Below are 24,433 nucleotides of genomic sequence, written 5' to 3' on the forward strand. Positions count from 1 at the left end.
GTTTTAGTAAATTTACTATATTGTTATTTTACGATTTAGTATATTTACTATTATCGGAGCGGTTACCACTCCAAAACTTTTAGCCCTTGTTATATGATGTCTGACAACAATGCCTGCAAGCCCAAAGAGCCGCGCGTGCAGATTCGCCTGCTCCCCCAGCTGGAGCGCGAACTCTCGGAACGTGCCCGTGAGCAGGGTCAAACCCTGAACGCCTTCCTGCGTCCGTTTCTGTATGCTATTGCCCGTAAGGAGATGCGCATGGAAGCGGTGGTAAGTGTAGAGAAGCTGTTACCCCGTAGTAAAACCCCGGTGCGTCATGGCTAACCTCACCGCTCCCGCCTCGAAAGACCTCAAGCAGCTGTGCATGGAAGCTTATGCGCTGGCAAGCTACCTGGTCAAGAACAACCCCACCGACGAGAAGGCAGCGGGCCTGCTGGGCAGTACCGTTGTGGAGATCAAGCAAATGCAGGAACTGGTAAAGCAGAAGACAGATGAAGTTACTACATAAGATTATCGCTGTTATCGGGTTTTTCTGTATGCTTATAATGGCAGCAACCATCATTCTTTCCCTATGGGGAGACACAACCTTTTGGCTGAAAATCTTCGGTACTGCTATGGTGGTGTTTATGGTATGTCTGCTGTTGTATGACGACGAAATAGCAGAAGGCCCTTAACTCTCCCACCCCCTCTCACTCACCTTTAAACTGCCCTTATCCTTAACACAACTTACATGAGTGAGAAAAACGAAGTGCTGCTGCGCATCCGCATTGATGAAGCAGAAGCCCAAAAGAAAATCGTCTCCTACCAAAAGGAGATCAACGCCGCCCGCGATGCCCAGGCCGCCCTTGCCAAAGCCATCAAAGAGGCTGGCAGCGCCACCGATGAACAGGTAGCCCAGCAGGTCGCCTTAAAAGCCCGGCTCAAAGAGCTGACCACCCAGCAGAATCTGCAGATCAAGGCTATTGACACCCAACGCAAGGCAGATCAGGCAGCAGTAGGTTCCATCAACCAGCTGCGCGCCCAGCTGGCAAGCCTGACTACCCAGTGGAATGAGCTATCGGAGGAAGAGCGTAACAACGCCGAGATCGGCGGCAAGCTGCAAAAGGCTACCAAGGACGTAAGCGATAAGCTGAAGGAGCTGGAAGCCTCGGTGGGCGATACGCGCCGCAACGTGGGCAACTACTCGCAGTCCATGCTCGAAGCCGTGGATGGTTCCGGCAAGTTGCAGCAGGCCATTGACCTGAGCAAAAAAGGCTACGACGAACTGAAAGGCCTGATCACCGATGGTATTGCGGCACTGAAAGAAGAAGTGAAAGCCAAGCTCGCTGCCGAAGCTGCCACCAATGCCAAAACAGCTGCCGAAGCCGGCACCACCGCAGCCACTACGGCCAGCACAGCGGCCACCAACATTTCAAAAGCAGCTATTATCGGCAAGGTAAGCGCCCTGAAGCTACTCAAGCTGGCACTGGCTGCTACGGGTATCGGTGCGGTGCTGCTCCTGTTGGGCGGGCTCATTTCTTTCCTGACCAGAACGCAGAAGGGAATTGATACGGTAAGCCGCTATACCGCCGCTTTTAGTAAAGTGATGGGGTTCCTGCTGGATAAACTCTCCGCTGTAGGCGAAGCAACCATTGCCTGGTTCAAGGATGTCAACAACCTGGGCGACTTTTTAAAGAAGCTGGGCAACGAGATCCTGCAGAACGTGATCAACCGCTTAAAAGGTTTCCTGGTGATCTGGGAGGCTGTAAAGTCAGGCGACTTTACCAAGCTGCAGGATGGCATTACGCAGGTCGCCACGGGCATTACCGACGCCTCTGCCAAAGCCAAGGCCTTTGCCAAGGAACTGGCCGATGTGGCACGGGCTGCAGCTGATGTGGAGCGGGAAACTCAGCGCATAGAAAGGGCTGAAAGAGCGCTGAACGTGGAGCGTGAGCAGGCCAATGCCTTTATTGAGCGCAACAAGATGCTGGCCGAAGATGCCACCAAGAGCGAAGCCGAGCGCATGGAAGCGGCCCGCAAAGCCTTTGCCAAGGAAGAGGAACTGCGCGGCAAACAACTGCAGCTGCAGCGCGACAAGATCGCCAACCTGATTGCCGAGCAGAAGCTGACCAACAACCTCAACGCGGATCACGACAAACTGGCCGAAGCGCAGGCCGAGCTTGCCAAGATCGAGGCCGAGAGTTTAGGCAAGTCGACCGAGCTGCAGAACAAGTTAAACGACCTGCGCAAACAGGCCCAGCAAAAGCAGCTGGAGGCTACGCGCAAACAACTCGAAGCCGAAGCCGCCCTGCTGGAGGTGCGCACCCAAAGCAGCCTCAACTCGGAAGAGGACCTGCTGGAACTGCGTCTGCAACTCTTAGCTAAGAAACAACAGCAGGAGCTACTTGCCGAAGACCTGACACAGGCCCAGATCAAGGTGATTAAGGAAAAGTACCTGGCAGAAGAAGCGCAGCTGCGGGACGAGTTCCGGGAAAACCAGCGCAAAAAGGAGCTGGAAGAAGAAACCCGCACAGCGCAGGCCAGGCTCACCAAGGCGCAACAGGTGCTTGCTATCGGATTCGGCAAGCAACAACTGGCACTGAAACAGCAACGGGCACAAGGCTTGCTTTCTGCTGCAGAATATGAGCGCCAGCAGGAGCAACTGACCCTAACGCGCATGCAAAGCGAGATCCTGCTAATGGAGAAACACGCCGGGGCAGTGGAAGGAATGGATAAGGTGCTGGTTGAGAAGCGCGCTGCACTGGCCGAATACCTGGCTGACAAACAGATCAAGGCAGTAGAGAAAGCTGAAGAAGCCGATGCTAACGCCCACGCCAAACGTATTGAACGCCAGTTGCAGGAGCTGGAAATGGCAGACAGCTTCCTGAACGCCATGGGTGATATGTTTGCCAACTCCCTGACCGAACAAGGTTTTGCGATTGAGCAGTTTTCGCAAGGGGTACTGAATCTTCTTATTGACACGGTATCACAAGCGCTGCAAATGCAGGTGGCGGCAAGTGTTGGTCAAGCTACAGTTGGTGCAATTGCCAGTCCTGAAAGTATTGCAACCGCAGGTGTTGCCGGCGTAGCAAAGGCATTGGCGCTCGTAGCGCTCATAAAAACAGCTGCATCGGTAGCCAAAGCTGCTATCAGTAATTCTATTTCCAAAGATGGCGGGGGTAAATACTTTGCAGAAGGCGGCTATACAGGTGATGGGTACGGTGCCCCTGATAGCTCAGGGCACAAGCCAGCCGGCATCGTGCACGCAGGCGAATATGTGCTCCCCAAGTGGATGGTTAACAGCAATCCTTCGCTGGTAGCCTCGCTGGAACAACAGCGTCTGCGCGGCTATGCCACCGGGGGCTACGTGCAACCACCCTCTACCCGGCAATGGCTGGGCGGGCAGCACACAGCGCTCAACTTAGACTACAACCAGTTAGCCCAGGCGATGAGCCGGTTCAAGGTGCAGGCTGCGATTCAGGATATCCGCTCTGCAGATAGCAAGCATACGGCCAAGATGAACATTGTCAACCCCTAAATACAAAAGGCTCTCATAATCGAGAGCCTTTTGTATTACCAGTCGGCACTTGTTGGTGTGCCCATTATCATTTTAATGCGTTGTATTTCATCTGTAACAGCCTTCTCTATTGCTTCTTTATGGGCCGTGCTTAGGTTCTGGTGTGCCAGTCCCAACGGTTTTAAATTACCGTTCGGGAAGTAATGTTTTTCTGGCACGGGTTGCATAAAGGTAGATTCTTCCAGGGGAACCAAGCCTTTAATTCTTTTCTCCTCAATAAGGAAATCGGTTATCGAATACATATAGCGCCCATCTTTCTGTTGGAGAATCACACTATACTTAAGTTGTAGCGCAAGCCGGGTAGTATTGGTTGCAACCATCAGTTGCTTGCTGTCCTGCCAGGCAACTGCATTGCTTTCCTGTTTTATCACTTCCTTAGCCGAAGGTGTTATTGCTTTGACAGCTCTGGCATATAGTTCCGCTTGTGCCCCTTCCACCGGCACCACTTCACTGTAGACGATCTTGTTATCAATGCGCGGCAGCTCCTGGGCAAGGGCCAGGACCGGCAAAAAGGCAAGCAGCAGGGAGAGTAATGTTTTCATGTGGAAAGGGTTTTTGCCGTAAGTATACGTAAATTTCTATATAGGGTGCAAAAAGAAAAACCACCCCGTAACAGAGTGGCTTCTTTCTTCCCGCCTCCCCAGGCCCTTTATCCCTTGGGTTTATGATGGAACATAACAGGCGGGTATGCTTTACAAGCGCCACAGCTGGCACTCGGTCGGGCCCTGGCCGGTGAACTCTGATATTTGGTTCAGGTAAAAATAGCTTTGGTGCTCTTCCAGCCAGATTGGAATGCTTGGGTCATAGCCGGCCACATCGGTTACATCGAGCAGCAGCCGCGGCGTGATGCCCTTAGCCTTGTCCAGCACGCCCTGCAGCGCCTTATAGCGGGTGGGTAGCAGGGTTTGAAACGAAATAGGGTTAAACTGTAGTTTACAGGTGGTGCGGATAATCGCATAGCTTTTAGTCTTCCAAATGCTTACCTCTGCCTGCTCCCCTAGCACGGCCATGCGTGGCTCTACTTTCTTCGTATCGTAGTAATAAAATTCTTGCTCCAGCAGCACCCATCCATCAGGCTGCGGCGCTCTGTCTTTTACGTACTCATATAGTCCCCATCCTCTCGGCACGTCTGCATCCCCCGATGCATTCTTAACCCATACTTTATCTTTATCATTCAGGCTTAAGCTGTTACGGGTGGTAATAGTATCAGTGGCAACATCGTAGTTGCTTGGTGTAAGTTCCTTCCTGCTGTAAAAAGGAATACGGATACCCCCGTTTGTTTCTTCTGACGCTGCAAAAGGCAGCTCTACAATGTTCTTTTCCTGTTCAAGTTGCGTATTGTCTACAGTTAAAAAGTGATCACCGTCCCCTCCTAGCTCATCTTTTTTGTAGCGAAACCAGCTCTTTTGTGCAAACTCACCGAACTTGTATTGAACTGGTACAACCCCGTTATACACTAATTTATCCGTCCAATCATAGGCGAGCACCTTATTTTCTTCCAGCTTGTTAAAAGGGGTAAAGGTCAGCGTGTTGCTATAGGAGTCAAAGTGCACTATTAAATCAAACAGAGCGCGGATGGCTTTAATGAGATCCTTTTGTTTGATATCCGGCAGATTCAAGGCCGTATTCCATTCAGTGTTAAAATAAGCCTCCTGCTCATATTTAGATGTAATGGTGTAATAGTTGTAAGTTGAATTACCCACCGTGTCGCCTCCTGCTGGTATGAGGTTGGTACGAATCGTCCACACTTCCAGTCCAGCCAGATCCATTGTTGGGTGTATCTTAAACCTGGCATTTAACTTTGTAAGCCCCAGTGTAGTAACCGGCACTTCCTGCACATCCAACCATACTCCATTCCTTCTGAGGTATACCCCGATAGAAGAAGCCTGCGCTTCTGAGATAAAAGCCGCATCTACTTCTACTGTTACGTTCAACACTCCCGGATCATGCACCGGGATAGCTGCGGTGTTGTTTAGCCTCGTGTCCATTTCAACAATGCGGGCATTTATCCAGTCTTCTGTATGCAGTGGCTTTTCGTTAGAAAAAGGCAACACCAGTTTATCCCACAGCTCATCCGGGATACCGTTATAGTTTACCCCGGCCTCCTGCAGTATCTGCTCGAACACAGTGCGGGTAAACACACTCGGGAACAGATCCTCTGCCCATGCCGAAGCAGCATCAAACGGCTTACCCGTATCGTAAGGCGCGTAGATATAACCGTGCTCAGGTGTTCTCCAGCTAGAAGCTCCAGCCACTACCTGTTCAAAATCCCACGCATGGTCAAACCTACTCAAATCCAGGTCGCGGATGCTCTTATCGCCCAGGCGTTCAAACAAATCCACCGCACCCGAAAACAGGTCCACCTCGTAGCCCTCGGCTCCCGCACCCAGCAGGTAGGCTTTGGGCAAAGGCAACACTTCCACCCCATCGTGCAGGGCCTGCGCCTCCAGCACCCGGTAAGGCACGGGCGAGAGGCTGCTCACCTGCCGGGCATTGCCGGTCAGGCGGTGGTTGCGCTCGGTATAAGGCAGCGTGAGCGTGTTGGAATACGAGCTCTGCACCGTATCGGGCCGCGTGATGTCGTTGGATTGCACCGTCACCGCAAACACCGTGTCGGGTGCCAGGTCGGCTTTCTCGCCGTTCAAGTAGAGTTCCATCAGTTTCTCAGCGTGTTTAGCGGTGCTTTCACTACTTCCACCACCAGGTCATAGCTCGTTCTACCCAACGGCATCGGGGCCAGGTTCGCCGGCTGCACGTACACTTCCTCTGTGCTCCCATCCGGATGGTGTATCCAGACTTTAGGCGACGTATAGAGCTGCCACAGGGCCGTGTAACGGTTATAGTTCAGGCCACTGGTACGCAGCACCATGCCCGGGTTGCCTGCTTTGGAGGCGGCGGCTTTCAGGCCATTGGCAAGGGTATACTCGCCACTGGCTTCCGAAGTGAAGGGTTTGTCCACCTTGCCCGTAAAGTGCCAGGTGTCGATGCCGCCCAAACTGTTGTACCAGCGCAGGCACACGCCATCTGCGCAGGGCAGCACGTCAATCACCTTTACTTCGGTAAAGGCTTTGGGCGCATAGGTGCAACTACCGTCATCCTGCACCGCGTCCGGGTTGTAGTTCTGGGCTTCCGGATCCATGCAGCCGCGCACGACGTAGCCGCAAAGCGTGCTGTTCACTTCGATCACCGCCCCCCAGCGTTCGCCGCCACTGCCGTTTGCCACAACCTGTTGCCGCGTAGTGCCGTTGCAGTCATCGCGCAGGTAGGTGCCGTCCGGCAACACGTAGCCGCAGTCTGCCGAGTTGGCTTTCTGTTGCGTGGTAAAGCCGCCAGTGCCATCGTGGTAGTAGCCGGTTTCAGTCGTTCCCGAACAGGTGAAGTGAAAGCGATCTGAGGCGGGGCGGCTGTAGTCTTCCGGCGCAAAGCCTTCGGCAAAGGCCAGGCCCGACACGTCGCTGTAGTCCACCTCGCCTGAGCTCGTGTTGTAATCCCAGCGCTGGCGGCGGTACAGGTTGCCGCCCTGGGGGGTGAAGGTTTCTTTTAGCTTTATCATGACCATAGGGTTTTAACTATAGCATTATACATATGGCTTTCCCAGACCCACACCTGGGGCAGGGCAGGGGCCGTGAGCAGGCGGCGCAGGGTGTAGAGGAAAGGGTTCATCCGATCAGGTTGTAAAGGTTTCCACGTAGCGTAATTCCGGTAATTTTTCCAGGTCCGCAGGGGCCAGTAAATGGGCATCTTTGCGCCCTAAGCACAGCCCCACGTACTCGGAGCAGAACAAGCCCGGCCATAATCTAACACCGTCTTTGCCGTTCCAGTCATGGCCGATCAAGAGCCACTTTCTTCGGACAATGTGCAGCCCGAACTGTAGCAGGTCTAAAAAGCCATAGCCCCCGTGCACCGGCACGTCTACTAAGGGCACAAGCGGTTCATAGACTTTTACCTGCCTTCTTTTCATGGCTTTCCACTGCTCAAAGTCTGTCTCTTTATAGCCCGAGCCTACCAGCTCCTGCACCTTGCCATCTACTAAAATAGCGGCGTGGTTGGGGCCGTAGGTCAGCATGCGGATCAGCAGGCTCAGCACTGATAAGAAATTCCACTCCCAGTAGTTAGAGATCAGCAGGATTCTCGGTTGTTCCATGATAGTCATAAGTTGGCAGGGCGTTCACATCCTCTAAAGCATTGCGGTTGCCTTGTGCATCAAAAAAGCGGTTGTGCGGGTGGCCTAAAAAGCCGCTCCCTTCGTAAGCCCCGCCCGCTGCCAGGATGTTTAAGATGTTCTTTTCCAGTTGCGACCTTAACTGGTCAAAGAAGAACTGCGCTTCATCGCCCCTTGTGTTCTCACTTATCACTCTACTAAAGGAAGGCGACAATAACCCGGTCGGGGTAAACTGGTCGTCGTAGAATTCAGTTCTAATAGTGATATTACCCTCCCGGTCGCTTTCCACGTGCAGCGATTTAAAGGTGAGCTTGCGCTGCTGCCCTGAAAAGCTATCCGCTTCCTGTGGAATTAATTGAATGGGCAGCCAGTTGCCCTGTTCGTCTTTGCCGAACTGGGCGGTGTAGTGCTTTGCCTCACCTTGGGCATTGGTTCTGGTAAATTGCTCTTGTGCCATAATTATGCGTAGCGTATGGTAACTTTGTAAAGATTCCCTGCTTGGGAAAGGGCGTAAAATTCTTTTCCTCTAAATATCACGCCGAACATCGGCTCGCTCACCTTTTCATCGAGCAGCACCCGGTTGGCTGAAAATAGTTTCAACCCCGGGTTGACGCCGCGCATGGCAAAGAGGATCAGTCCATTTACCCCCCAGGCATGCCGCCCTTGCACACCATAGATGCCGCCTCCTTTGTTAAAAAAAGTCAGGGAATTTCCAAACTGTCCTGTTGGAATATGATAGGGCAAAAACAAGGGACCTATGCTGAAGTAGATGGTATCTCCCACTATGGAGAGGCAAGTTGTCTGAGAGGTGTTTGACTGATTTAGATCGGCTGTAAGCACTCCAGCTGCGTCGTATACCCGTGCACCATAGGGGTTGAAATTGGAGGCTATATAGTATCGTCCTGTCCTATACACGGCATCCTGAGAAAAATTAACGCTCCCAAACTGCCGCGTCACCGCAAACGTAGCAGGATGCAACACGCTTACCTTCGCAGCAGAAGCATAATTGCCAATACAAAGCTCATCTCCCAACATTTTTACCCAGTGCGGGGCGCCGCCAACCGAAATCACGTCCAGTGCTTGCCGCGTGTTTACATCATAGCGGTGCAGCTTGCCTGTAGTATCTACCGCAACCAACACCTCACCGATATATTCTAATCCGCGATAATCTCCCCCTGAAGGGAAAGTGTGTATGATTTGCGCGCCAAACCCAACGGGTGTCTGTTTCTTCAGCACCGATTGATAATACCCTCCTATCATACCGGTTGTGTTATGGTGTAGAACTTATTATTCGCGTCAATGTAGTGCAGGCGGATCACGTTCTTCTTGCCACTCGTTGCATCAAAAGCGCCGCCGTTCTCATTCAGCCAGCCACTCCCTACACTCACGGTGTTGGTGCCGTTGCCCGTTACCAGCACCGTTAAGGTGGTATCGAGCAGATTACCGCTTGCCGCATGGTTGAGCACATGGTTGGCCGAAAAGGCATCGCCGGTGCCGCCCAGCTTCATCACTTTGTTCGCGTCAAAGGTGTTGGTGGCCGCAAACGGAGTCAGCGCGGTGGGCTTGAGTTTATCCAGTGCTTCCTTCACCACTTTATTCTGAACAGGATTGGTACTGGTAGCGCTTAGTTCAGCATCAACTGTAATGGAGCTGCCACCAGCCGTATCCTCAAACACCAACTTCCAATTGGCATCATCTGCCACCGGCTCTGCAGCGGACTCATGATCTGTCAGGCATTGCCAAAACTTATTACCATCCAAAGAGATCGCTATCCAACCGGCTTTGAACGCTCCAGCTCTCCAGGTGCCAAAGTAGAAATCAGAACCGCCCCCTTTGCTTTGTAGCCACAACTGCAGCTCCTGAAAGGTCTTATAACTCAGCTTGCCTGACGTGCCATCACGAAATGGCAGCTGATCGGCATCAGCAGCTTCGGGTTTGTGCACAAACTGGTGTACCTGTTTTTTCTCTATAGCCATTATTCGATTATCAATGCGTTATCAAAATCACTTACAAAACTGCCGTCACTATCTATCCAGTAGATGCCGTCTGCCAGCTCATCTAAGGTGTCGCGGTACTGGTTGGTCAGGCACAGGTTAATATAGCGCGTCCCTGCCATCGGCTCCGGCACGTGCACGTTAAAGCCTGTGAGCTGCTGGCGGTCTGCTACCACATCCGAGCGGATGCCCAGCACATTACCCAGCGAGTCGCGGTATTCGCGCTCCAGGTAGATGGTCTGCAATGTGGCCCCGATGTTGAGGCTTAGCTGCACCGGATAGCCATCCACTAACACCGGACGCTCCATGTCCGTAGCAAAGCGTACTGCTTCGGCAGCCGGTGTTATAACAACCGGCACAGGGTCTGCTTCGGTGGCCCGGTGCTCGTTGCGCACACAGGCTTGTATCGTCGCGGTGCCAACCGGCAACGGCCCTGTTTCGGTTAAGAGCAGCAAGCCACGGCCAACGATCAGCGTCGCGCGTATAGCCAAAAGCGAACCGGCTGCATCCAGGTACACCCGCTCAAAGTACAGCGGCTGGCTTACCTGCTGCGAGATGGCAATAGCCAAACTTAGCGGGTAGCCTTCACGCAGCACCGGGCGCTGCAGATCGGTGGCAAACAGGGCGCTCAAATCGTGTAGCCTGAATAGTCTGAGGTGCCCACCGGCAGCGCTGCCGCCACCGCAAACCGCACGTTCACACTGTCATCCAGCACTGTGCCTTCCGCATCTTCAAAGGTGCAGTAGTAGGCCACAGACGAGCCTTCCGCAGGCTCTACCAGTTCGGTACCTGCTGGTATCGTGAGCTGCATCTGTGCCCGCAGAAAGCTGCTCACATCGAGCGTGGCAATACCTTCGCGGGTGCTGGCTTTCAGTTCCGAGAGCTGCGTGCCATCTTCGCGGTAGAGTGTAGCCTTCACGTAGGAAGAAGCCGTTGCGATGCGGTACACCACCGGATTAGGGAAACGCCCGCCCACGGCTGCGTAAGTGGCTGGTCTTTCTTCGATGGTCATTGCTGCTTAATTGGCAAAAAACAGATCCCGTAAATAAAGCTGCTGCTATTGCCTTTTATCCGGATGCGGGTTTCGTCAAGTATTTCCGATACTTCTACTAGTCCTTGCGCGCCCTGTACCATATCCCCTACTTTAAGGCTTTTGGTGCTTATTGCTTTGGCTTTCATACTTCTATCTCTTTCTGATAAACACCGGTTCTACCTTATAAGCGACTAGCTTTTTGCTGCACATAGGCGCTCGTTCTAAATCCACATAAAACAACTCACCTGATTTAAACGCGTGATCCAAAGTAGCATCCAGGTAATGTCGCGCGTACTCATTTATAGCCTGTTCCAGTTCCGGAGTAAGGGCTACTTCAGGGCCTAGCTTTGATTTAAAGAACTCTGATGTGTCTATCATGCTTCTATCGTTTCGAGTAAAAACCCGGCTACTTCAGCGGCATAGGCTTCGGTCAGCATGGCTTCCACGTTGGTTAATAACTTCTCGTTTATGATCTCCGAGATCACGCCGGTCGGCTGTCCGGTGCGCCACGGCTTGGAGCCTTCCTGGTGTATCTTGCGGGAGATAAAATAAGCCAGTGTGCTCTCATCAATGGGCAGGCCGCGCTTATCCTGCCCACGCGGCTCAATGCCTTCCTCCCGGATGTATTCCAGCACATAGCGCCTAACGGCCCCATCCCCCGGATTCACCGTAGGCCCTCTGCCGGTTTCGTACGTCCAGATATACTCACCCCCTACCAGCCGGAACTCTTCCTCGTCCAGTTCATAGCGCACAGAGGCCGCCATCTTCTCGCGCTGCGAGGCGGGTAGGTACTGGCCCGTGTCCATCGTTGAGATGTTGTAGGCGACCTGCTCTACCAGCTGCTTGCCCAAGCGGTCGAGCTTTAACTTCGAGGCTAGGAGCATAGGCTGTTCGGCAGTTTAAGCGTGAACTCGCATGCCCAGCCCATCAGCTTGTGGCCGGTAAAGTTTTCGACCGGGTAATCGTTGCACATCACTTCACCTACTTCCTCTTCCTCCAGCGCCAGCAGGAACCGGGCAGACAGCTTTTCCATGCGGTGCAATAGTGCGCCTTTCTCTGCCTCGCTCAAATCGTGCCCCTGGTCAAAGAAGCCGATGGTAATTGAGGCGTTCTTTATAGCAGTTGCCACGTTGCGGTTGCCTTTGATCGGATCTAAATGGATAACCGGAAAGCCGTGTTCTTCCACCGCTTCTTTCAGGCTCACATCCGAGCCGCAGTGAAAGTGGCCGCTGCCGTTCAGTACCTGCTCGGCTACAGTGCCCAGGAGTGATTCTAGTTCGGTGTAGGTCATTGCTTTTCGCTTAAAATCTTGTGGTACTTCTCTTCGTATTCGCCTCGCTCGGTGTCGATGCACAGCGCCTGGTAAAAGGCGTAGGCGGGTGTATCTAAGACTGCCTCCTGATCTGCCGGCACATGCCCTGCCTTGTTGAGCAGCGTAGGCAGAAAGCCGTACTTTTCAAACTTCCCAATCCCGGCCATCAGCTGCTCTTCGGTCGGCTCTTTGGCAAGAATGGGCTTATAGCGCTCGATCAGCCGCTCGTTCTCGCTCAGGATGTGCGCCAGTGCGCCGACTGTTTCCGTAACCGGCAGGGCTTTGGCCTTTTCCACCAGCGGAGCCGGAAAGCCAGCCCCACTGATTGCCAGCAGGCGGTTGTACTGCTCCGGCCAGGCATACACGGCGTACAGGTACGGGTAGGCTTGCTCGGACTGGACGGCATGCTCCCGCAGGTAATGGCGGCAGAGTTCGAGTTTGCCCACGTTATCCTGCCCCAGATCAAGCATCAGCCACGCGGGCTTGTGTCCGGATGGTTCAGAGGCTAAAAGCATTTGAGCGGCTTCTAACAGCGTCGTTACCTGCTCCCCTGCCTGCTGCAATTCGCCGGTACTCAAACCGGTCAGCACGCTTACCGCTTCGGTATCGGATTCAGCTAAGAGCACCTGCAGGTATTCGCCCAGCGTGACTTCGTGCCACTGGGTTTTACAGGTGCGCTTTTCTCCGTTCAGCGTGTAGCGTATCATCGGCGTACCGTTTTGGCTTTTATGCGTTTTACTGGTTGGTGTATTCTGTTCACAGCCTGCACCAAATCATCCACCATATCATCATGGGCTGCAAGCGGGAATGCCGCGCACTGGCCTAAAAAGTTATCGTTCCAGCTGCCATCAATCAGCACCACACGCCCAGCTTCCACAAAAGGCGCAATGCCGTTCACGCGGGTTACCTTGTCTACTTCCGGCGTAGGCGCTTCTACGATGTTGAGCGAGGTTTCCCGCTTCAGCGTTTGTATCGTGCTCTTACCCGAGGCTTTCGGCTCGATGTGCAGCTTGCTCAGGTTACTATAGCCGTTGCGCTTCACAAAGGCCGGGAGCTCTTTAATCAGCTCCGGGAACTCCAGCCAGGCTTCCTGCACATCCCGGATGTAGAGTGTTGGTTCGATGTAACACGAGGCCATCATGGCTGTCGGGTCGTTCTTCTGGTCTTTGGTGTAAGCGGTATCGGCATCGAAATGCCAGATCACCTGCCTGCCCAGTGTGCGCTTTTGAAACTCTTCCCAGCCAATCCTGCCGAACCAGGCTTTCTTCAATTTCCCGCCCCCGTCTGGTGTGGGTGTCTGCCCAATCTGCCCCGCATAGCCATAGCTGCCCAGGTCTTCCTTGAGCTTATCGAGTGCGGACCTGTCGAGCCTGTTGGCATCCAGCAGACCATTGACATAGTATTGGCGCACACGCTCCGGCTTTACCTGCTCTGAAAGCTCTCCCGGCAGGCAGATATGGTTGATGCTCTTTTTCTTCTTGAGCCAGTCTCCTGTCGGGTCCAGCTCATGCAGGCGCTGCATCACCATGATCGTTACCGTGCGCTTCTTGTTGGTCTTTCGGGTAGAAAGCGTTGTGCCTGAAAAGCGGTTGGCCGTCTCCCGGGCTTTCGCACTCTCGGCTTCTTCCGGATTGATCGGGTCATCGTTTATAATGAAGTCCCCGTGCATCCCAGTTACCCTACCCCCTGTTGAGGTAGTAAAGCGTTCTCCCTTGCGGGTATTTTTAAAGGCGGACTTGCCGTCGCTGTCCTTTTTAAATTCAATCAGCCCCGGGTAAAAGGCTTGAAACTTGTCTGACTTCAAACAGTCCCGTGTCTTCACCGCATGGGCAATGCTCAGGTCTGCCGCATAACTCGACGAGATCAGGCGGATGCTAGGGTCTTTCACCCAGAGCCAGGCCGGAAAGAGCTGCGTGACAATCGTGGACTTGGACGACCCAGGCGGCACGTTGATAATCACATCATCCTGCGGCAGGCCTTTTGCCCACGTCTCGTATACTTTCTGCAGCTCGTCGCAGATAAAGCGGATGTGCCAGTTAGGCACCAGCTCCACGGCTTCTATCGTGTCCCAGAACTCGAGAAAGAACTCATAGAACGAAGCCTTGCACAACGCCGCGTTTATGGCCGTATCAAAGCTGCTGCGGCTTTCTTCCATACTTGAGCTCATATAACTCTTCGTAGCTCAGGTGGCTCAGGTCCTGCTGCTTGGTTTCTATATCTCCTTTGATCTCCTGCTTGTCAGCAAGCCCCAGATCACGGGCAATGATACTGGCGTTAAAGAATCCTGCTGCTGCCCCTGAAAACTTCTGATTGTAAATAACTTCACGTATGCGCGTAATGACCTCCATAAAATCTTCGGCATCCTTGTTATTATCTTCGAAGTTGGTGAAGAACTGCGTACTACAATCTAGGTAGATACAGAGCCCGTGTATGGTATAAGGGCGCGGCTTTGCCAGCGGCTCGCGCATTAACTTCTCCCCTATGCCGTTAATTTTTATCTTCTCGATATTATCCTCTTGATAAGGATTCTCATCACACCACTCAAAATATTCACAGGCAGCTTTCCACAGCAGCTCAGGCGAGGCAAAGAGCTTGTCTCTACCATGCTTGCTTCTAAGCTTCCAGAACTGGTTTCCTTTGGGTGCTGCCATTTAGTAAAACTACTATATTCTCTTTAACAAATATAGTAAAATTACGAATGATATATGCAAGAAAAAAGCCTCTCATTTCTGAAAAGCTTCTGCTAATCATCTTAGCATGTTATACCATCTGGTCGGTCGTGTCGGGTAGTTTCGCCAGCTTGGTCTTATCCAGGGCTTTGCCTTGTTCTATCCAGTTAAATAAATCAAAGCCACGGGATAAGAGGTAGCGGGTTACTTCAAAGACCTGCCGAGCATGTAGTTCCTCGCCAAAAGCAAAGGCATCTATACCCTGCTTTTTGATGTCTGCCAACGCCCGCTGCATTAGCTCATCAGGAATAGGCTTGTCATAATCTGTAATTCTATTCAGCCATTTTAGTTCTTCTTCTGTGATGTCTGCCAGTGGCCGGAGCAGAAGTTTAAAATTCTTGATATCAAAAGTCCTATCTTCAAAGTCTGCCAGTAGAGCTGCCGAGAGTATAGGATTGCCGCTTTTGTCTTTTGAATTTGGGTTTGCTATGAAATAGCTTCCATTTACAAGTGTTATTCTTTGCCCTAAGTAGAGCGCTGCTTCTTGTGGGGTTAATCGGGTAGTATCAGTTCTTGATTCCATGTGTCAGTTCTTGATAGGTTAAAATGGTAAGTCGTCATCTTTTGCAGCCTCTTCATAAGATTGCTTAATTCGCTCAGCTTCTTGTTGCTGCATTTCCTGATATTCTCTATGGTATTGCATCAGATACTTTGCCGCTTCGGGATGCTGTTTCTCTAATAGCTTCCAACAGGTGTGCAAAGCCCATGGGTAGTATTCTTTGGCATCCAACATGCTTTGCAGGTATTCGTATTCTCCTGCCTCATATTCAGCTTGCATCTGTGCTTCACCATCTGCTTCTGCTTGGCAGTAAGCATTGTAATCGGCTTCTGATTCAAAGTACATAGTTCTCTATAGTTTAAGGTTACGGTTTCACTTCTTCTACTTTCACGCACCAGGTGCGACCGCCCATATCAAACTCGATGTAGCCTTCGCTCTCGCAGTAGTGCACCAGCTGGGCGCGGCGGTTGATGGTGATGGCCGAGAGGGCTTGTTGCTCGGGTGTCTGCCCCAGGTCCATTTCCTGACTGGCCGAGGTTACCTTCTTTTCGGGCTTGGCCTTGATCGGGCCGGGTTTCTTGGCCGGGTTCATAGCCTTCCATTGGTCGGCGGTGTATACTTCTGTCTTTGCCATTGTCGTCTCAGGTTGGCTGCTGCCCAGGGAACCCCAGAACAGCAGCGCGTAGATCCATTTATCCTTTTGGTTATTGTGATCAGTTAAAAAGGTCAAGTGTAGTATTCAGATTTCTAGCGGCCGCTCGATTCAACCAAAGCACTTCTACTCTTTCACGTGCCCCATCAGCATGAGCAGCTCTGGTCACTCGTTTCCAATCTGCATACAATTCTAAGTCGTATAACTCGCAAGCATAACCGCTAAGCACTACCATGCCGTTAAGACTGTGAAGTATCTCCGCTAACTGCACATGCTCATCATCATTCATTTCAAAGTTGTAGCAGTTGGTTTTGTCTCCATTGTACCGGGTGTTCAGTACATAAGGCGGATCAACGTAATGCAGGGTATCAATGGAATCATGAGCAGTTAAAACATCAATTGCCTTTCTGTTCTCTATAACCACTCCCTGCAATCGTTCAACTATAGCATTCAGGTTCCCAGGGTAATTCATCCAGTCATGCGCCGGCGTTGTTCCGGATCTGTCGGAATTGCTTCTAAACCCCGTCTTATGGCTGGTATTATGAGAAGCTGAACCAAACCCCATAAAAGAGCGCACAACGGTACGTCTTGCCTGTTCTACCTCATTATTTGCCAGTTCGTAGGATAAATCAAACTCTGCTCTGGAATAAGGTGTTAGTTGAAGCATCTCCTTTAGTTGCTCAGCTTTATCTTTATCCCTTACCACTCGGAACAGGTTCACAACTTCTCCACATAAGTCATTGTAAACTTCTGAATAACTGCGCCTCTTCTGGAGTAGAACTGAAGCAGCTCCACCAAACGCTTCGGTGTATCTTCTGTGAGAAGGAAAGTGTTCAATGATCCATTTTGCAAGCAGCCACTTACCGCCATGATAGCGTAAGATTGGTCTGCTTATAGTTGGTGTATTTTTAGTTAGCATAAAGCATTAGTTTATCTCGACTTCTAATACTTCAACATCTCCGACCAGTACGCCCCCATCTCCGATTACTGGTAAGCCTGTGCCAAAACGATAAAGTGCCATGTCCTTTACCAAATGTTCGTCTGATTCATACTCCTTGACAATGTGGTTTTCATCGTCAACCTCAAGCGTATAGCTATAGGTTACTGTTACTTCTAATGTTCTTCTCATGGGGTTAGTTATATATTAGGTTGATTGATATACTTTCTTAAATTCGACTACCCATACCCACGGATTTTCGGACCAGCTTTCTTTGCCGTTTATACTCTCCCAAAGTGATCTAAAGGAGTTAGTCGGGAACCCGTAGCCGTACTTAACTTCAGGAGCTTTATAGTTGTAGTTTCTGAAAACCGGCGAATCATCCAATTTGCCATCTAGCAACTCTATACCCTCGGCTATTGCATCATTTTCAGATATATCTTGAAGTCGCTCTATTTTTACACTGGTAATTTCAAGAATCAATCTACAGGCTTCTCTAGGCATGTGAATTGAAGGTTTCCACTTCATTCTCTCAAAAAACTCAGGCTTCAGTTCATCTAATTCTTTTTGCCGGTATAAATATGGTTCTTCAAGGTTATCACTGTATTGCCATGCCTCGCGAACCCAAAGCCGGTCGCCTGGATAGCCGTAGGGGCACAACTTGTTTTCAGGACTGGCTACATACTCAGGTGTGAACATATCAGGTTGTAGCCATTCAAGCGCCTGGCCCTTTACAACCCGTCTGGTTTTAGTCTTTCTATCCTCTACTATTCCCTGTACCATTGGAGTGCTGAACAGGATAGGTCTGTCTTTAATTGCTGTCGTTGTTACCATGGTTAGTTATTAGGTTGTTGTGCTACATTCATTTTCTTGTTTCCACTCCTTATAATGCAGGTGGGTGGATTAACCTTTATTCTGCTACAGTTTTAGGCTGCTATTAACTGCTCTTTCAGTAGTTCCATCAGGGCAACTGCATTTGATTCTACCATAGCCCTTGGCAGGTCCGGTGGCACGGAGTTGCCGATGAACTTCTTCTGATCGCTTTGCGTGCCTGCCAGGTAGTAGTTTTTCGGGAAGCCTTGTATCACCTTCAGCTCATCCACCTTCAGCATGCGCATCTTAATGTCTACTATACCCAGCTCTGCCATCAGCTCCTTGATCTGCTTCATCCACGGCGTGTCGTTCTCATAGATAGCTATAGCCAGTTCACCATTTTCAGTTATTGCCAAGTGGCTTGCATCAGCATCTACTACATGCGACACTGTAACCAGGCTTAATGGCCGTTTGCCCATGCCTGCTATCAGCGTAGGTGCCGGCTTATCAACCGAATTGCCTTTGTTGCAGAATTGCGGGTTCACCAGGTAATGGTGTTTTCTACTGGCAAGGATGGTTGGGCATGGCTCGTCAACCGATCTGCCCACGTTGGTATAGCTGGTTGGCATGATCCAGCTTTCTGCCTGCATCAGGCAATGCTTATCGTTTGGGAGTATGGATCCTGCCGGCTGATCTACTGATTGATGGTTAGCCGTTCCGCTGAACTGCTTATCCAGCCAGCAGGCCTGCATCAAGCCGAACTTGTTTACAGTAGTAAGTGCTCCTGCCGGCTCATTGATGGATTGATGATTATGGGCACCTGATGAGAAGTTCTTATCCAGCCATGCAGCAGTAACCAAGCCCATACGATCTTTGGTAGTGATCGTACTAACAGCACTATCAGTAGGGATAGTAACACCTGTGCCGTAATACTTGGTCAGGAAATTGGCTTTAACTATAGCCTGACCGTCCACACAGGTTATCGTACCTGCAGGCCCTTCCACACTGATGTTCTTATGCTCCGGCTTACCTGAGTAATACTTGGTTATGAATGCATCCGCACCTGGTGCGACATGCTTTTTCAACCCGTGGTAGATCCGGGCAAGCGATGCTTCCACCAGCGGCTTCTTTCTGCCGAAGATGCTTTTGCCTTCATCTGATAGCTGCAGTACATCGCGCACTGCCTTCCATGGCTTCAGGCTCCCGAACATTCCGGAAGACGGGGTTTTGCTGTGGGTAGGTTTCGGCCAGGACACCGGCACACCAGGTCTGGCGAACTGGGCAAAGAACCGTTTGCGGGAAGTATAAGCGCCGAAGTCAGCAGAATTGAGCAGCCTGTAGTCAAAGCTATAGCCGTAGTCTTCGATGCGCTCCACCCACTTGCGGAAGTCCCTGCCGTTCTTCCTGGAAACCGGCTTGCCGTTCGCATCCAGTGGCCCCCAAGCCATGAACTCTTCCACGTTCTCGATCTGGATCATATCCGGCTTCAGGGCTTCAATGTAGCGGTCCAGGTGATCTGCCAATGTTCTGCTGTCTGCATCACGTGGCTGGCCTCCTTTGGCCTTGCTGAAGTTGGTACACTCCAGGGAAGCCCATAATACCAGCTTGGCATGCGGGTATTTCGCCTGGTAGAACTGCACCAGTCTTACCAGTGATGTGAGGTCCAGCGTGCGGATATCTTCCGTGAAGTGCAGCACGTGCTTATGGTTCTGCGCATGGCTCCTGATGGCGATTGGGTCGTGGTTCACACAGGCAATCACTTTGGCTACTTTCCTGCCGTTTACCCGGGCTTTCTCAATGCCCGTGGTCACACCGCCGGCACCGCAGAACAGGTCCACATACAGGTATTGCAGCGGGGTTTGTAGAGGGTTTTTCATATTGTTAGGCTAAAAGGTGATTGGTTGGTTTTAACTTGTTTGGCTTTTCTACTCAGTACATACAGCTGCACCAGCTGCCGGAACTTGCCCTGCCTGCCCAGCTCCGAGCAGACTTTCTCCAGGCTAAAAACCGGGCTGCTCATACTCGAAATTGCTGGCGGGTAAAGCGTTTGGTTTGTGGTCCGGCTCCCAGATGGTATGAAAGTCCTGGATGCGGTTGTGGGCCAGGTCGCAGCGGGTAATGATCGTGTCGAGCGGCCCGTTGCGGTGCTTGGCAAAGATGTGCTGCAGGGTGCCGGCTGTGGAGTTACCCAGTTCGTCTTCCGTGATGCCGTAGTACTCCGGACGATACAGAAACACCACCGTGTCGGCATCCTGCTCAATGGAGCCGGACTCCCGCAGATCCGAGAGCTGCGGCTTCTTATCCCCGCCCCGGGACTCCACGCTGCGGCTCAGCTGCGAGAGCGCAATCACGGGCACCTTAATTTCTTTGGCGATCAATTTTAAGCCGCGGGAAATGGAAGAGATCTCCTGCTCCCGGTTGCCGCCCTTCTCCCCCTGCATCAGCTGCAGGTAGTCCACAATGAGGAGCTGGATATCGTGATCGGCTTTCATTTTGAGGGCTTTGGTGCGGAGTTCCATGATCGAGAGGCCGGGCGTATCGTCAAGCAGCATGTGCTCGTTCTGCAGCTTGGCGCTCATGATCGCTACTTCTTCGAGTTCGTCTACCGTCAGCTCCGACTTGCTTAACTGGTTATTGGTAAACTCTGATTCCGAAGCAATCAGGCGGTACATGAGCTGCATGTAGCTCATCTCCAGGGAAAAGATCGCCGCGGTCTTACCAAACGCCAGCACGGCATTTTTCAGGTACTGGATCGCCACAGCGGTCTTGCCCATGGCCGGGCGGGCGGCAATGATGATCAGATCGCCCGGTCGCCAGCCACCGGTCAGCTTGTCAATGGAGTGGATGCCGGTCGGGATGCCCACGAGCCCCGATTTGCCGATGCCGCGCTGGATCTGCTGAATCGTTTCCTGGTAGGCCTGCACCGCCGTCACGGACTTTTTAACGATCAGGTTGCCCAGCGTATCGCTTACCCCTTTGCTCAGCTCACTGAGCAGCTCAAAAGGGTCTGCGGTCTGGTCCAGGGCTTTGCCGTGGATGGTTTGGGCCAGCGTCAGGATGCGGCGCTTGGTAAACAACTCCAGTAGATAATGGATGTGTGTTTCCAGGTTGGCTGCCGAATTCACGCGCATCGTCAGTTCGGCTACAAAGAAGGCCCCGCCCACCGAGTCCAGCAGGCCAGCTTGACGCAGTTCGGCTGTCACGGTCAGGATATCGACCGAGGTGCCGCTTTGAAACAGGCGCTTGATGGCACGGAAGACCAGGCGGTGCGGCTCCTTGTAAAAGAACTCTTCCTGTTTGATCAGGGTCAGGGCCACACGCACGGCAGACGATTCGAGCAGCACAGCGCCTAACACAGCCTGTTCCAGGGCCGCATCGTGGGGCAGTACATAGCCCCCGGCCATGTCGCTGTGGGCTGGTTTGGGTTGGTAGCGTTGTTTCATTTGTATACCTTATTTTGCTGCTCTTCAATCATTTTCTGGATGTTCAGTCCGTTGGAAGCGGCTGTAACCTTTTTGTGCTGCTCCCGTAATTGTAGGCGGATATTCGCCATGTTGCTGTCTATTTGCGTTGGTTTGACCTGACGCTGCAGGAAGTCTTCCAGTTTACCCCAACTGGATAAGATGTACAGCCAACTGGATAGGGCTTTTGCTTCATCTCCTTTCTTGGCCTCCGTTAAGTATTTGCGGATGTTTTTAATGGCTTTGTAATCGGCTTCCAATAGCCGGGGCGGTTCGCCTACTTTGCCTTCGTACCACTGCCAGTAAGCATCTACAAAATCCTGGTGCACGATCTCTTTTCCGGTGTTGGCATGTTTGGAAATTAAGGCAGGGGGTGCGTCAGCACGACTCTTATTTTCTTTATTACTTATAGTATTATTATTGTGTGAAGAATCTTCACAGGCAGTGTGCAGTTTCTTTACACCCTTGTGTGCAGTTTCTTCACACCCTGTGAAGCACTCCACTTCGTCATACCATTTACTTGATGAGCGTAAGAAACTGGTTTCTTCCTGCCGCTCAATAAGCCCTTTCCCCAGCAACGTGTTTAAGATGGTGCACACCGTTCTTCTGCTTATTCCTATGAAGTTGGCAAGCTGCTCTTTGCTGGCAGAACACCAGCCTTTCACGGGCGCCTTCGGGTTATTAGATAAATGGTAGATTGAAGCGGCCACGCTGTATTCATTGAGTGTTAATCCCAGTTTCTTGCGGGGCTCGTGCAGGATGGTGGTATAGGCTATTTTAACAGTTGCTTTCATCTCGGTTCTTTATCGTTTTGCTGTTTCGTACAACCTGCCCAGGCGCTGGGCTTCCCTCCGGCTCACGTGGAAGGTGGCCTGCAGCTTTTCCAGCCGTACCTCGCGCACCGTATCGCACTCCCAGTAGTAGGCCTCCATGCGGGCGGAAATGTCTTCGTATCGGAGCAGCAGCTGGGCAAAGGCAACGCTGAGTCCCTGCTGTTCTACCGTGCGCTGTACACGCCGCTTAAATTGAATCTCACTGTGTCTCATAGCTCTTTTCTTTTTGAAGCAGGGCTTCCTGTTCCTGGTCAATCTGCTGTCGGCGTTTGCGGATCTCCTGCCTTCGGAGCTTGCTGGTGCCTTCGCGGTGAAACTCTTCCCGCAGCTGGCACCAGCGCACTGATAGTTCTACAAAGTGCTTATGCTCTTCCGTGGTCATGGAATAAGTCCAGCTGGTTCGGGTCTACTTCTTCAGGCTCTGGCAGCAGCTCCACGGTCTGCACCAGCTTCTGCTGCTCTTTGTCGGCTTCCACGACGCGCAACACCTGGATGCGCTCGTGGAAGTGGGTTGTGTCCTGCTGGGTTCTCATGGCTAAAACGCAATCAGTTGTTTAAACCTGTCCAGTCCGTATGCGTGGGTTTTCTCCAGCAGGGGCAGTAACTCTTTAGCAGGCATCGCGTCTACCGTGATATTATTTTGCGCCATCCATTGCTGACAGCCATATTCACACGCCCCAGTCACCAGTCTGTAGTGCTGCATACTCACAACTGTATCAGGATAGATCGGTTCTTTGGCAAGCTTCTCTGCCACGATCTTGAAGTTCAGGTCGGCGATTGCCTTTTTAAGCGAAGTGGCGTGGGCTGAATAACCCTCCTTCTCTACCAGGTAGCCCTTCTCACCTGCAACCACCCCATCGGATATTGTAAGCTGGGTATAGCCGGCGTATACTTTAATGCCTTTGGATGTTCTGGTGCTTTCAGCGTAGAAGCACAACCCATCGTTATGCAGGATCTTATGTTTCTTTCTCCCGAAGGTGGCGGTGTTGGACTTACATTTAAGCGCAGGAGCAGTCAGCGTAGCATTCTCGCTTACGTCGATGGAGCCTGATTTCGTAAGCGCAGGAGCAGTCAGCGTAGCATTCTGTCTTACGTCGATGGAGCCTGATTTCGTAAGCGCAGGAGCAGTCAGCGTAGCATTCTGTCTTACGTCGATGGAGCCTGATACTTCGGTAAGCGCAGGAGCAGTCAGCGTAGCATTCTCGCTTACGTAGATGGAGCCTGATACTTCGGTAAGCGCAGGAGCAGTCAGCGTAGCATTCTCGCTTACGTAGATGGAGCCTGATTTCGTAAGCGCAGGAGCAGTCAGCGTAGCATTCTGTCTTACGTCGATGGAGCCTGATACTTCGGTAAGCGCAGGAGCAGTCAGCGTAGCATTCTGTCTTACGTCGATGGAGCCTGATACTTCGGTAAGCTTGGAGTAATCTGTTTTATCTCCTGGGTAAATGATTAAGTTACCTGTAATTTTCATGTCTGTATTTTTTAAGGTTAGCGGTATAGTTTTCTGATATCTTTGGTAAGCTTGCCGGTGGTGGTGATTACAACTAAGGGCACGGGCACCAGGTGTTTGGGTAAGGTTGGTTTCATCAGGCAGCTTTGCGTTTAGGGTAGATCATCTCCCGGCCGTTGTCCGGATTTGCCAGCCACTTGTTCAGCCGCTCGGCCTGTTGCAGCACCTCCACTACTTCTTCCGGCTTGCAGGACTTGGTGAAGTGGCGTAGATTAAGTTTGTGCCTTTCAAAGCCTGCCAGCTCTAAGCGTTTTAGATGTGACTTCTTGATGTCCTGGTTGGCTGGGAAGAACATGGTCACCCCGAAGCCGCTGGGGCTGATCTCTGCTTGGATTCCTTGTCTCATGGCTGGGTAGCTTTATTAAGTTCAGCAATCAGCGCATCAGCACACAGTACAGCTTCTTTAGCGAAGGTTTGTGCAAGGTTTTGACTTACTTCTTTATCTGGCCCTGTCGTAGCACATAGCCCTTGCATCGCTGCCATGGCAAACTGCTGGCGGATGGTCAGGCCAGATAAGTTGTCTATCCCTTCGTGGAACCTGTCTGAAAGTTCTTCAGAAGCTAAAGGGTAGGCTGGTTCGTTTCCTGTTATCTTCATTTTTCTTAACTCGTTAAATTGTAAGCGATCTGTATTCCGAATCCCCCGCACAGGGCCACGATCAGCAGCCACAGGGCGATGTCTTTCAAGAGCCGTTTCATCCTTTCAGGGCGTTGCGGTTGCGTCTGCTTTGCTTGTAGGCCTCGTGCCACTGGCACCAGGCAGCAACCCCTATCCCCAGGAAGATCCCCGTACCCACCAGGGTAAAGAGAAAAAACAAGGGATAGCGTAGTTCATAGCCCAGTAGCAGGCAGATAAGGGCAAGGCTTGCGCCTATCCCGCCCGCTCCAAGGAACAGGCAGGCGGTCTTTAATTGGTGATCCATAAGGGTTAAGAATTAAGGGT

General features: G+C 51.7%; 36 protein-coding genes. 4 read left to right on the top strand and 32 right to left on the bottom strand.

Annotated features, from left to right (window positions below):
* Nucleotides 1-93 precede the first annotated feature (93 nt).
* The 4 genes from GXP69_RS00495 to GXP69_RS00510 are packed head-to-tail and all read left to right on the top strand — an operon-like array spanning nt 94 to nt 3,517.
* Nucleotides 94-324 (top strand): toxin-antitoxin system HicB family antitoxin, encoded by a 231-nt coding sequence (locus GXP69_RS00495; RefSeq protein ID WP_163910899.1) that lies wholly within the window; start codon nt 94-96, stop codon nt 322-324.
* On the top strand, nt 317-508 hold the full coding sequence (locus tag GXP69_RS00500) for a hypothetical protein (protein ID WP_163910902.1): 192 nt from the start codon (nt 317-319) through the stop codon (nt 506-508). Before GXP69_RS00495 ends, GXP69_RS00500 begins: the two co-directional genes overlap by 8 nt.
* On the top strand, nt 492-674 hold the full coding sequence (locus GXP69_RS00505; protein ID WP_163910905.1) for a hypothetical protein: 183 nt from the start codon (nt 492-494) through the stop codon (nt 672-674). Before GXP69_RS00500 ends, GXP69_RS00505 begins: the two co-directional genes overlap by 17 nt.
* Before the next feature lie 56 nt (nt 675-730).
* Complete coding sequence (locus tag GXP69_RS00510; protein WP_163910907.1) at nt 731-3,517, top strand: coiled-coil domain-containing protein; 2,787 nt, start codon at nt 731-733, stop codon at nt 3,515-3,517.
* A gap of 35 nt (nt 3,518-3,552) precedes the next feature.
* Here GXP69_RS00510 and GXP69_RS00515 read toward each other — a convergent pair whose 3' ends face one another.
* The 32 genes from GXP69_RS00515 to GXP69_RS00670 all read right to left on the bottom strand — a co-directional run bounded on the left by GXP69_RS00515 (nt 3,553) and on the right by GXP69_RS00670 (nt 24,413).
* On the bottom strand, nt 3,553-4,098 hold the full coding sequence (locus GXP69_RS00515) for a hypothetical protein (RefSeq protein WP_163910910.1): 546 nt from the start codon (nt 4,096-4,098) through the stop codon (nt 3,553-3,555).
* 150 nt (nt 4,099-4,248) lie between these two features.
* On the bottom strand, nt 4,249-6,213 hold the full coding sequence (locus GXP69_RS00520; protein WP_163910913.1) for a hypothetical protein: 1,965 nt from the start codon (nt 6,211-6,213) through the stop codon (nt 4,249-4,251).
* Nucleotides 6,213-6,839 (bottom strand): hypothetical protein, encoded by a 627-nt coding sequence (locus GXP69_RS00525; protein WP_163910916.1) that lies wholly within the window; start codon nt 6,837-6,839, stop codon nt 6,213-6,215. The genes GXP69_RS00520 and GXP69_RS00525 overlap by 1 nt, the downstream gene beginning before the upstream one ends.
* Nucleotides 6,840-7,223: 384 nt before the next feature.
* On the bottom strand, nt 7,224-7,700 hold the full coding sequence (locus tag GXP69_RS00530; RefSeq protein WP_163910919.1) for a hypothetical protein: 477 nt from the start codon (nt 7,698-7,700) through the stop codon (nt 7,224-7,226).
* Nucleotides 7,669-8,175 carry a hypothetical protein gene (locus tag GXP69_RS00535; protein ID WP_163910922.1) on the bottom strand — a complete coding sequence of 169 codons (507 nt, stop codon included), beginning with the start codon at nt 8,173-8,175 and terminating at the stop codon, nt 7,669-7,671. The genes GXP69_RS00530 and GXP69_RS00535 overlap by 32 nt, the downstream gene beginning before the upstream one ends.
* Before the next feature lie 2 nt (nt 8,176-8,177).
* On the bottom strand, nt 8,178-8,978 hold the full coding sequence (locus GXP69_RS00540; RefSeq protein WP_163910925.1) for a YncE family protein: 801 nt from the start codon (nt 8,976-8,978) through the stop codon (nt 8,178-8,180).
* Nucleotides 8,975-9,694, bottom strand: a complete 720-nt coding sequence (locus GXP69_RS00545; RefSeq protein WP_163910927.1) for a hypothetical protein — start codon at nt 9,692-9,694, stop codon at nt 8,975-8,977. The genes GXP69_RS00540 and GXP69_RS00545 overlap by 4 nt, the downstream gene beginning before the upstream one ends.
* A complete protein-coding gene (locus GXP69_RS00550) occupies nt 9,694-10,344 on the bottom strand; it encodes a hypothetical protein (RefSeq protein ID WP_163910930.1) in 651 nt (216 codons plus the stop codon). Before GXP69_RS00550 ends, GXP69_RS00545 begins: the two co-directional genes overlap by 1 nt.
* Complete coding sequence (locus GXP69_RS00555; RefSeq protein ID WP_163910933.1) at nt 10,341-10,724, bottom strand: hypothetical protein; 384 nt, start codon at nt 10,722-10,724, stop codon at nt 10,341-10,343. Before GXP69_RS00555 ends, GXP69_RS00550 begins: the two co-directional genes overlap by 4 nt.
* Nucleotides 10,721-10,891 (bottom strand): hypothetical protein, encoded by a 171-nt coding sequence (locus tag GXP69_RS00560; protein WP_163910936.1) that lies wholly within the window; start codon nt 10,889-10,891, stop codon nt 10,721-10,723. Before GXP69_RS00560 ends, GXP69_RS00555 begins: the two co-directional genes overlap by 4 nt.
* A gap of 4 nt (nt 10,892-10,895) precedes the next feature.
* Nucleotides 10,896-11,123 carry a hypothetical protein gene (locus tag GXP69_RS00565; protein WP_163910940.1) on the bottom strand — a complete coding sequence of 76 codons (228 nt, stop codon included), beginning with the start codon at nt 11,121-11,123 and terminating at the stop codon, nt 10,896-10,898.
* Nucleotides 11,120-11,629, bottom strand: a complete 510-nt coding sequence (locus GXP69_RS00570; protein ID WP_163910943.1) for a hypothetical protein — start codon at nt 11,627-11,629, stop codon at nt 11,120-11,122. Before GXP69_RS00570 ends, GXP69_RS00565 begins: the two co-directional genes overlap by 4 nt.
* The gene (locus tag GXP69_RS00575; protein WP_163910945.1) at nt 11,620-12,036 is read right to left on the bottom strand and encodes a hypothetical protein; all 417 of its coding nucleotides are present in this window, start codon (nt 12,034-12,036) and stop codon (nt 11,620-11,622) included. The genes GXP69_RS00570 and GXP69_RS00575 overlap by 10 nt, the downstream gene beginning before the upstream one ends.
* A complete protein-coding gene (locus tag GXP69_RS00580) occupies nt 12,033-12,764 on the bottom strand; it encodes a hypothetical protein (protein WP_163910948.1) in 732 nt (243 codons plus the stop codon). The genes GXP69_RS00575 and GXP69_RS00580 overlap by 4 nt, the downstream gene beginning before the upstream one ends.
* A complete protein-coding gene (terL, locus tag GXP69_RS00585; protein ID WP_163910951.1) occupies nt 12,761-14,212 on the bottom strand; it encodes a phage terminase large subunit in 1,452 nt (483 codons plus the stop codon). Before terL ends, GXP69_RS00580 begins: the two co-directional genes overlap by 4 nt.
* A complete protein-coding gene (locus GXP69_RS00590; protein WP_163910954.1) occupies nt 14,187-14,708 on the bottom strand; it encodes a DNA-packaging protein in 522 nt (173 codons plus the stop codon). The genes terL and GXP69_RS00590 overlap by 26 nt, the downstream gene beginning before the upstream one ends.
* A 109-nt stretch (nt 14,709-14,817) precedes the next feature.
* Complete coding sequence (locus tag GXP69_RS00595; RefSeq protein WP_163910957.1) at nt 14,818-15,309, bottom strand: hypothetical protein; 492 nt, start codon at nt 15,307-15,309, stop codon at nt 14,818-14,820.
* Nucleotides 15,310-15,327: 18 nt separating this feature from the next.
* The gene (locus GXP69_RS00600; protein WP_163910959.1) at nt 15,328-15,630 is read right to left on the bottom strand and encodes a hypothetical protein; all 303 of its coding nucleotides are present in this window, start codon (nt 15,628-15,630) and stop codon (nt 15,328-15,330) included.
* A gap of 19 nt (nt 15,631-15,649) precedes the next feature.
* Nucleotides 15,650-15,919, bottom strand: coding sequence for a hypothetical protein (locus tag GXP69_RS00605; protein WP_163910962.1), 270 nt, complete (start codon nt 15,917-15,919; stop codon nt 15,650-15,652).
* A gap of 79 nt (nt 15,920-15,998) precedes the next feature.
* A complete protein-coding gene (locus tag GXP69_RS00610; RefSeq protein WP_163910965.1) occupies nt 15,999-16,856 on the bottom strand; it encodes a DNA adenine methylase in 858 nt (285 codons plus the stop codon).
* 6 nt (nt 16,857-16,862) lie between these two features.
* A complete protein-coding gene (locus tag GXP69_RS00615) occupies nt 16,863-17,066 on the bottom strand; it encodes a hypothetical protein (RefSeq protein ID WP_163910967.1) in 204 nt (67 codons plus the stop codon).
* 15 nt (nt 17,067-17,081) lie between these two features.
* The gene (locus GXP69_RS00620) at nt 17,082-17,708 is read right to left on the bottom strand and encodes an ASCH domain-containing protein (RefSeq protein ID WP_163910970.1); all 627 of its coding nucleotides are present in this window, start codon (nt 17,706-17,708) and stop codon (nt 17,082-17,084) included.
* A gap of 92 nt (nt 17,709-17,800) precedes the next feature.
* Nucleotides 17,801-19,564 (bottom strand): DNA cytosine methyltransferase, encoded by a 1,764-nt coding sequence (locus GXP69_RS00625; protein WP_163910973.1) that lies wholly within the window; start codon nt 19,562-19,564, stop codon nt 17,801-17,803.
* A gap of 123 nt (nt 19,565-19,687) precedes the next feature.
* On the bottom strand, nt 19,688-21,130 hold the full coding sequence (dnaB, locus tag GXP69_RS00630) for a replicative DNA helicase (protein WP_163910975.1): 1,443 nt from the start codon (nt 21,128-21,130) through the stop codon (nt 19,688-19,690).
* On the bottom strand, nt 21,127-21,942 hold the full coding sequence (locus tag GXP69_RS00635) for a helix-turn-helix domain-containing protein (protein ID WP_163910978.1): 816 nt from the start codon (nt 21,940-21,942) through the stop codon (nt 21,127-21,129). The genes dnaB and GXP69_RS00635 overlap by 4 nt, the downstream gene beginning before the upstream one ends.
* Before the next feature lie 9 nt (nt 21,943-21,951).
* On the bottom strand, nt 21,952-22,194 hold the full coding sequence (locus tag GXP69_RS00640; RefSeq protein ID WP_163910981.1) for a hypothetical protein: 243 nt from the start codon (nt 22,192-22,194) through the stop codon (nt 21,952-21,954).
* Nucleotides 22,181-22,363: a hypothetical protein gene (locus GXP69_RS00645; RefSeq protein WP_163910985.1), complete on the bottom strand. Its 183-nt coding sequence runs from the start codon at nt 22,361-22,363 to the stop codon at nt 22,181-22,183. Before GXP69_RS00645 ends, GXP69_RS00640 begins: the two co-directional genes overlap by 14 nt.
* Entirely contained in the window at nt 22,344-22,514 is a 171-nt protein-coding gene (locus tag GXP69_RS00650) for a hypothetical protein (RefSeq protein ID WP_163910986.1), read from the bottom strand. The genes GXP69_RS00645 and GXP69_RS00650 overlap by 20 nt, the downstream gene beginning before the upstream one ends.
* A gap of 2 nt (nt 22,515-22,516) precedes the next feature.
* Nucleotides 22,517-23,452 (bottom strand): DUF4097 family beta strand repeat-containing protein, encoded by a 936-nt coding sequence (locus tag GXP69_RS00655; protein WP_163910989.1) that lies wholly within the window; start codon nt 23,450-23,452, stop codon nt 22,517-22,519.
* A gap of 115 nt (nt 23,453-23,567) precedes the next feature.
* Nucleotides 23,568-23,837: a hypothetical protein gene (locus GXP69_RS00660; protein ID WP_163910992.1), complete on the bottom strand. Its 270-nt coding sequence runs from the start codon at nt 23,835-23,837 to the stop codon at nt 23,568-23,570.
* The gene (locus GXP69_RS00665; RefSeq protein WP_163910995.1) at nt 23,834-24,088 is read right to left on the bottom strand and encodes a hypothetical protein; all 255 of its coding nucleotides are present in this window, start codon (nt 24,086-24,088) and stop codon (nt 23,834-23,836) included. Before GXP69_RS00665 ends, GXP69_RS00660 begins: the two co-directional genes overlap by 4 nt.
* 97 nt (nt 24,089-24,185) lie before the next feature.
* Nucleotides 24,186-24,413, bottom strand: coding sequence for a hypothetical protein (locus tag GXP69_RS00670; protein ID WP_163910998.1), 228 nt, complete (start codon nt 24,411-24,413; stop codon nt 24,186-24,188).
* Nucleotides 24,414-24,433: the final 20 nt, after the last annotated feature.

The sequence above is a fragment of the Pontibacter burrus genome (assembly GCF_010686685.1).
In the GTDB taxonomy this organism is placed as follows: domain Bacteria; phylum Bacteroidota; class Bacteroidia; order Cytophagales; family Hymenobacteraceae; genus Pontibacter; species Pontibacter burrus.